Here is a 5663-nt window from a genome sequence, read left to right as displayed (position 1 = left end):
TGCCGCCGGCCTGGACCGCGGCGCTGCCGGCAGGGCTGCCGCTGCAGTGGCGCGACGACCTCCCCGCACAGGTGCACGGGCGCGCGCAGGCCAAACGCCTGCTGTTGAACAAGCGCCTGCTGCGCGACTGGATGGCGGCAGAGGATCCCGACACCGATCCTGCCGTCGATCCGGCACGGCGGCCGGCGCTGACCGCCTTGCTGCACGAACTGGCGCATTTCTACGACCGCGCCACGGCCGGGCATCTGTCCTCCGATCCGCGCTTGCTGGATCTGGCCGGCTGGCAGGTCAGCCCGATGCGCCTGGGCCTGCGCCGCGGCCAGAACCGGTTCACCGAGCGCAGCCCGGATCGCTACGAATTGCAGTCGCCGGCCGAGTTCGTGGCGGTGAATCTCGAGCACTTCCTGCTCGATCCGGACTACGCCTGCCGGCGGCCGGCGCTGGCCCGCTACTTCGCCGCACGCCTGGCATGGACGCCACCGGCGAGCGCATGCGCGCCCGGCCAGGTGTTCGTGCAGGACCCGCTGGCCGACGCGGCCGCCTTGCTGCAGGTGGACCCGGCGCGGATCTACGCGGTGGACTACCTGCTGGCCGAAGGCAATGCGCAGCCGATGAGCCACTGGGGCCACAGCATGCTGCGCCTGGTGATCTGCGCGCCGGGGCGGCCGCTGGGCCCGGCATGCCGGCTGGACCTGGCCGAGCACCGGGTGCTGTCGTTCCGCGCCTTCGTCGACGACGTGCAGATTTCCAACCTGCGCGGGCTCACCGGCTCCTACCCGTCGCGACTGTTCGTGCTGCCGCTGCGCCAGGTGGTGGACGACTACACCCAGGTGCAGTTGCGCGGCCTGCAGTCGCTGCCGTTGCGGCTGTCGCGCGAAGAGATCGCCGCGCTGCTGGAGCGTGCCGCGCAACTGCACTGGAGCTACGACGGCCGCTATTACTTCCTGAGCAACAACTGCGCGGTGGAGACCTATGCCTTGCTGCACGACGGCGTGCCGCGGCTGGCGGCCGCGCATCTGTCCGGGATCAGCCCGACCGGCCTGCGCCGGCGCCTGGTACGGGCCGGCATCGCCGATGCGTCGGTGTTCGACGACGCCGACGCGGCGGTGCGCGATGGCTACTTCTTCCCGGCGGCGAGCGCGCATTTTGCGCAGATGTTCGCGGTGGCGCGCGGCTCCTTGGCGCTGCCGGCCCGCAATGCCGACGCGTGGCTGGATCTGCCGGCCGCGCAGCGCGCGCCGTGGCTTGAGCGTGGCGACCTGCGTGCCAGTGCCGCCTTGCTGGTGCTGGAGAACGCCGCCCGCCGCCGCGCCGAACAGCGCGGCCGCGATGCGTTGAAGCGGCGCTATCTGGGCAAGCCGCAGCCGACTGCGGTGGCCGGTGCGGGCGAGGGCGATGCGGGTGCCGACACGCGTGACGCCGCCAGCGCTGTGCGTGCCGTGCTGGCCGAGCAGGGGCTACTGAGCCAACCGGCGAACCTGCTGCGGGGGCAGCCGGGCTATGGCCTGCCGCAGGCGCAGGAACGCGCTTGGCTGCAGGTGCAGGGACAGGCACGGATCGCGGCGCTGCACGACGACGGCGCCGCGCTGCAGACGCGCCTGCGCGGGTTGCTGCCGGCGCCGCTGCAGGCGGACCTGGCGCAGATCGATGCCAACCTGGCGACGCTGGGCGCACGCCTGCGCACGCTCAATCGCGAAGCCGGTGGACTGCAGTTGGAGTCGCCGTCGCTGTTGCGGCAGCGTGGTGGGCAGCCGTAGCGCAGCGTGCGGGCTTGCGATGCGAGGCGATCGAAGGGAACTGGATCGCGCGTGCGGTTGACGGCGGCGCGGTCGCGGCGTGAGTCCGCAGCACCTGTGCGTCGCAGGCGCAGCCGTGTTCGCATGAAGGAAGACTGATAGCTCCATGGGTCGGGACGGAAGTCCCTCCCACAGAAACGCGGCGCAGCTTCCAACCCATTTATGTAGGGGCGGCTTCAGCCGCGACGAGCGAAGACGCGAAGCAGGCCGATGTCGATGGCCGTCAGGGCTGACGCCGATGCCCGCAAGGGCGCCACCTTGCCGGCCGGCAAGCCGTCATCATGGCAACTCGAGACCGACATCCTCGCCGTAGCGGCGCAGCCAGGCGTCGCGCGGCGGGTCCTGGCGGTATTGCGTACGCAACTTCGCCCAGGCCTGTTCGTTGCCGTCGCAGTACTTGGCTATCGCCTGCTCCAGTTCGCGCCGCCGCGCCTTGTCGTAGGGCTCCTCGCCGGCGAAATGGTTACAGGTGTCCTGGCGGGCGACGAAGGCGCGGATCGGCTCGGGCAGCGTGCAGAAACCGTCGTGGTGCTCGGGATCGACCGCGTCGGGAATCGTGCACGCGGGCTTGGGGGCGGCCGCCGTGGCCGGCGTCGCCGGCGCGGCGAGCGCCAGCACCGGCAAGACCAGCAGCAGGCCGAGGCAGGCGGGCCGCGGCGCATGCGCGGCGCTGCCTGTGCGGGAGACGTGGGTGACACGGCGCCCGCGCATGGGCTCAGTCGGCGCGGCCGGCGAATTCGCCGGTGGTGGTGTTGACCAGCACGCGCTCGCCGTTGCCGATGTACTCCGGCACCATGATCTCGATGCCGGTGTTGAGCTTGGCCGGCTTCGGGCGCTTGGTGGCGGTGCCGCCCTTGAGCTCCGGCGGGGTCTCGATCACTTCCAGGGTCACGCTCTGCGGCAACTGGATCGCCACCGGCTGGTCGTCGATGACCTGCACGTAGATGCCGCTGAGGCCGTCGGTGATGTAACCCGCATCGGTGCCGATCGCATCGGCGTCCAGGGTGTAGGGGGTGTAGTCCTCGTCGTCGAGGAACACGAAGGCCTCGCCGTCCTTGTACGAGAAGGTGGACTGGCGGCGCATCAGCTCGACTTCGCGCAGGTCGTCGTCGCCGTCGAAGCTGGCATCGAGCTTGTTGCCGCCCGGCACGCTGTACATCACGAAGCGGAAGCGGACGTTGCCGCCGCGGCCCTGCGGCGAGCTGCGCTCGATGTCGCGGATCTGGTACACGCCGTTGTTGTACTCGACGACGTTGCCTTTCTTGATTTCGTTGGCTTTCATGAGGGCTGGGAATTGGGAATGGGGAATAGGGAATCGAAACAGGGTCAAGCAGGCGGAGAGGATCAGCGGAAGGGAAACGCCGTTGCGATTCCCCATTCCCCATTCTCCATTCCCCGCTACTTAGGCGCCAACCGCACAGCGCCGTCGAGGCGGATGGTTTCGCCGTTGAGGTAGCGGTTGCGCAGCAGGAACATCACCGTGTCGGCGAATTCGTCCGGGCGGCCGAGACGCGAAGGATACGGGATCGCCGCGGCCAGCGACTGCTGCACGGCCTCGGGCATGCCGTCGACCATCGGGGTCCAGAAGATGCCCGGGGCGATGGTGTTGACGCGGATGCCGAAGCGCGCCAGTTCGCGGGCCATCGGCAGGGTCATCGCCACCACGCCGCCCTTGGACGCGGCGTAGGCGGCCTGGCCGATCTGGCCCTCGTAGGCGGCGACGCTGGCGGTGTTGACGATGACGCCGCGCTCGCCGTCCTCGCCCGGGGCGTTGTGCTGCATCAGGTCGGCGGCGGCCTTGGCGACGTTGAAGCTGCCGACCAGGTTGACCATCACCGTGCCCTGGAAGGTGGCCAGCGGCATCGGCGCTTCCTTGCCGAGCACGCGGCCGGCGCCGAGGATGCCGGCGCAGTTGACCGCGGCATTGAGGCCGCCGAGGAAATCGCGTGCCGCCGCCAGCTGCGCCGCCACCTGGGCCTCGTCGCTGACGTCGGTGCGCAGGTAGCAGGCCCGCTCCGCACCCAGCGCGGCGACCGCGGCCGCGCCCTTGTCGTCGTTCAGGTCGAACAGCGCGACCTTGCCGCCTTCGGCGACGATGCGCTGCGCCACCGCTAGGCCGAGACCGGACACGCCGCCGGTGACCACCGCTTTCAGATCGGCAAGCTGCATGGATGTTCCCTCCCAGGAAAACGCCCAGTTTAGAGGCTGCCGCCCCATCGCGGCGAGACGCAACGACCGGCCGCTGTGGGCGAGCCGGTCGCCGGGTGCGCAGCTGTCGCGGCTCAGCCCTCGGCGGCCAGCGCCTGGCCGACCTTGCTGCCGGTCGGCCGACCCAGTTTCTGCGCCAGCCAGCGGCCGGTCGCGGCCAGCGCGGGCAGGTCGATGCCGGTCTCCACGCCATTGCCGTGCAGCAGGTAGACCACGTCCTCGCTGGCCACGTTGCCGCTGGCACCCTTGGCATATGGGCAGCCGCCGGCGCCGGACACCGCGGCATCGACCACGCGCACGCCTTCTTCCAGGCAGGCGGCGATGTTGGCCAGGGCCTGGCCGTAGGTGTCGTGGAAGTGCACTGCCAATGCGTCCATCGGCACCACGGCGGCGACCGCGCGCAGCATCGCCCGCGCCTTGCCCGGCGTGCCCACGCCGATGGTGTCGCCCAGCGAGATCTCGTAGCAGCCCATCGCATGCAGCCGCTGCGCCACCCGCACCACGTCGGCCAGGGGGACGTCGCCCTGATAGGGACAGCCGAGCACCGTGGACACGTAGCCTCGGACCTTGACCCCGTCCGCCGCCGCGCGCTCCAGCACCGGCGCGAAGCGCGCCAGCGATTCGTCGATGCCGGCATTGGTATTGGTGCGGTTGAAGGTCTCCGAGGCGGCGGTGAACACGGCCACCTCGCGCACGCCGACCGCGGCCGCGCGTTCGTAGCCCTGCAGGTTCGGCACCAGCACCGGATAGTCCACGCCCGGCACCTGCGCGATGCCGGCGTAGACCTCGGCCGCGTCGGCCAGCTGCGGGACCCATTTCGGGCTGACGAAGCTGGTCGCCTCGATGCTGCGCAGGCCGGTGCGCCCCAGTCGCGCGATCAGCTCGATCTTGTCTTCCGTGGCGACCCAGGCCTTCTCGTTCTGCAGGCCGTCGCGCGGGCCGACTTCGACGATGCGCACGCGGTCGCTCATTCGCGGAATTCCTGCGCGGTTGGCCGGGCGCTGCGCACGAAGCGGGAAGCAACGAGGATCATCGGAATTCCTGAGAGAGGGAGGCGGTGAAGCAGCGGCAGGCATGGCTGGCGCCAGGTACGCTGGCGCAACGCGGTAGCGCGGATCAGGCCGACGCCGGGCGGTGGCAGACCGCTTCGATGTTGTGGCCGTCCGGATCCAGCAGGAACGCGCCGTAATAGTCCGGGTGGTAGTGCGGACGCAGGCCCGGCGCGCCGTGGTCGCGGCCGCCGGCGGCCAGGCCGGCACGATGGAACGCGTCCACCTGCGCGCGGCTGGCGGCGACGAAGGCCACGTGCACGCCATTGTCGCCGGCGTCGCGGCCGCCATCGGCGATCCAGAAGCTGGGCTTGCCGTCGCGACCGAAACCGACATGGCGCTGGCCGCCGCTTTCCTCGGCGCTCACCTGCATCACCACGTCCAGCTCCAGCGCGGCCAGGGCGGCGCGGTAGAAGGCCAGGCTGCGGTCGAGGTCGCTGCAGCGCAGGCCGAGATGGTCGAGCGGGTTCATGGGCTGGCCCTCCAGGCCGGTTCGCGTTTCTCCAGGAACGCATTCAGTCCTTCCTGGCCCTCGGCCGAGACCCGCAATTGCGCGATCAGCGCCGCGTTGGCCTGGTCCAGCGCATCGCGCTCGCCGCCGGCGGCGACC

At 70.7% G+C, this 5663-nt stretch carries 6 protein-coding genes and 1 pseudogene; 1 reads left to right on the top strand and 6 read right to left on the bottom strand.

Translation table 11 applies throughout. The features are described from left to right. A partial coding sequence (locus tag D180_RS06910) for a DUF4105 domain-containing protein (protein WP_017912216.1) occupies nt 1-1757 on the top strand: 1757 nt, incomplete at its 5' end. Between the two features lie 318 nt (nt 1758-2075). Here the strand turns inward: D180_RS06910 and D180_RS06905 are convergent. From D180_RS06905 to D180_RS23405, 6 genes and pseudogenes are all read right to left on the bottom strand, one after another. After that, entirely contained in the window at nt 2076-2507 is a 432-nt protein-coding gene (locus D180_RS06905; protein ID WP_017912215.1) for a hypothetical protein, read from the bottom strand. Between the two features lie 4 nt (nt 2508-2511). After that, a complete protein-coding gene (gene yeiP / locus D180_RS06900) occupies nt 2512-3078 on the bottom strand; it encodes an elongation factor P-like protein YeiP (RefSeq protein ID WP_017912214.1) in 567 nt (188 codons plus the stop codon). A 116-nt stretch (nt 3079-3194) separates the two neighbouring features. After that, a complete protein-coding gene (locus D180_RS06895; protein WP_017912213.1) occupies nt 3195-3965 on the bottom strand; it encodes an SDR family oxidoreductase in 771 nt (256 codons plus the stop codon). Between the two features lie 113 nt (nt 3966-4078). Beyond that, on the bottom strand, nt 4079-4975 hold the full coding sequence (locus D180_RS06890) for a hydroxymethylglutaryl-CoA lyase (protein WP_017912212.1): 897 nt from the start codon (nt 4973-4975) through the stop codon (nt 4079-4081). A gap of 145 nt (nt 4976-5120) precedes the next feature. Beyond that, on the bottom strand, nt 5121-5525 hold the full coding sequence (locus tag D180_RS06885; RefSeq protein WP_017912211.1) for a VOC family protein: 405 nt from the start codon (nt 5523-5525) through the stop codon (nt 5121-5123). Beyond that, nucleotides 5522-5663, bottom strand: a pseudogene (locus tag D180_RS23405) (enoyl-CoA hydratase/isomerase family protein); the annotation flags it as partial. The gene D180_RS06885 and the pseudogene D180_RS23405, both read right to left, overlap by 4 nt.

Origin of the sequence: Xanthomonas sp. SHU 166, assembly GCF_000364685.1 — a bacterium.
In the GTDB taxonomy this organism is placed as follows: domain Bacteria; phylum Pseudomonadota; class Gammaproteobacteria; order Xanthomonadales; family Xanthomonadaceae; genus Xanthomonas_A; species Xanthomonas_A sontii.
The sequence above is the reverse complement of the archived record's forward strand: the minus strand, read 5'-3'. Positions and strand labels throughout refer to the sequence as shown.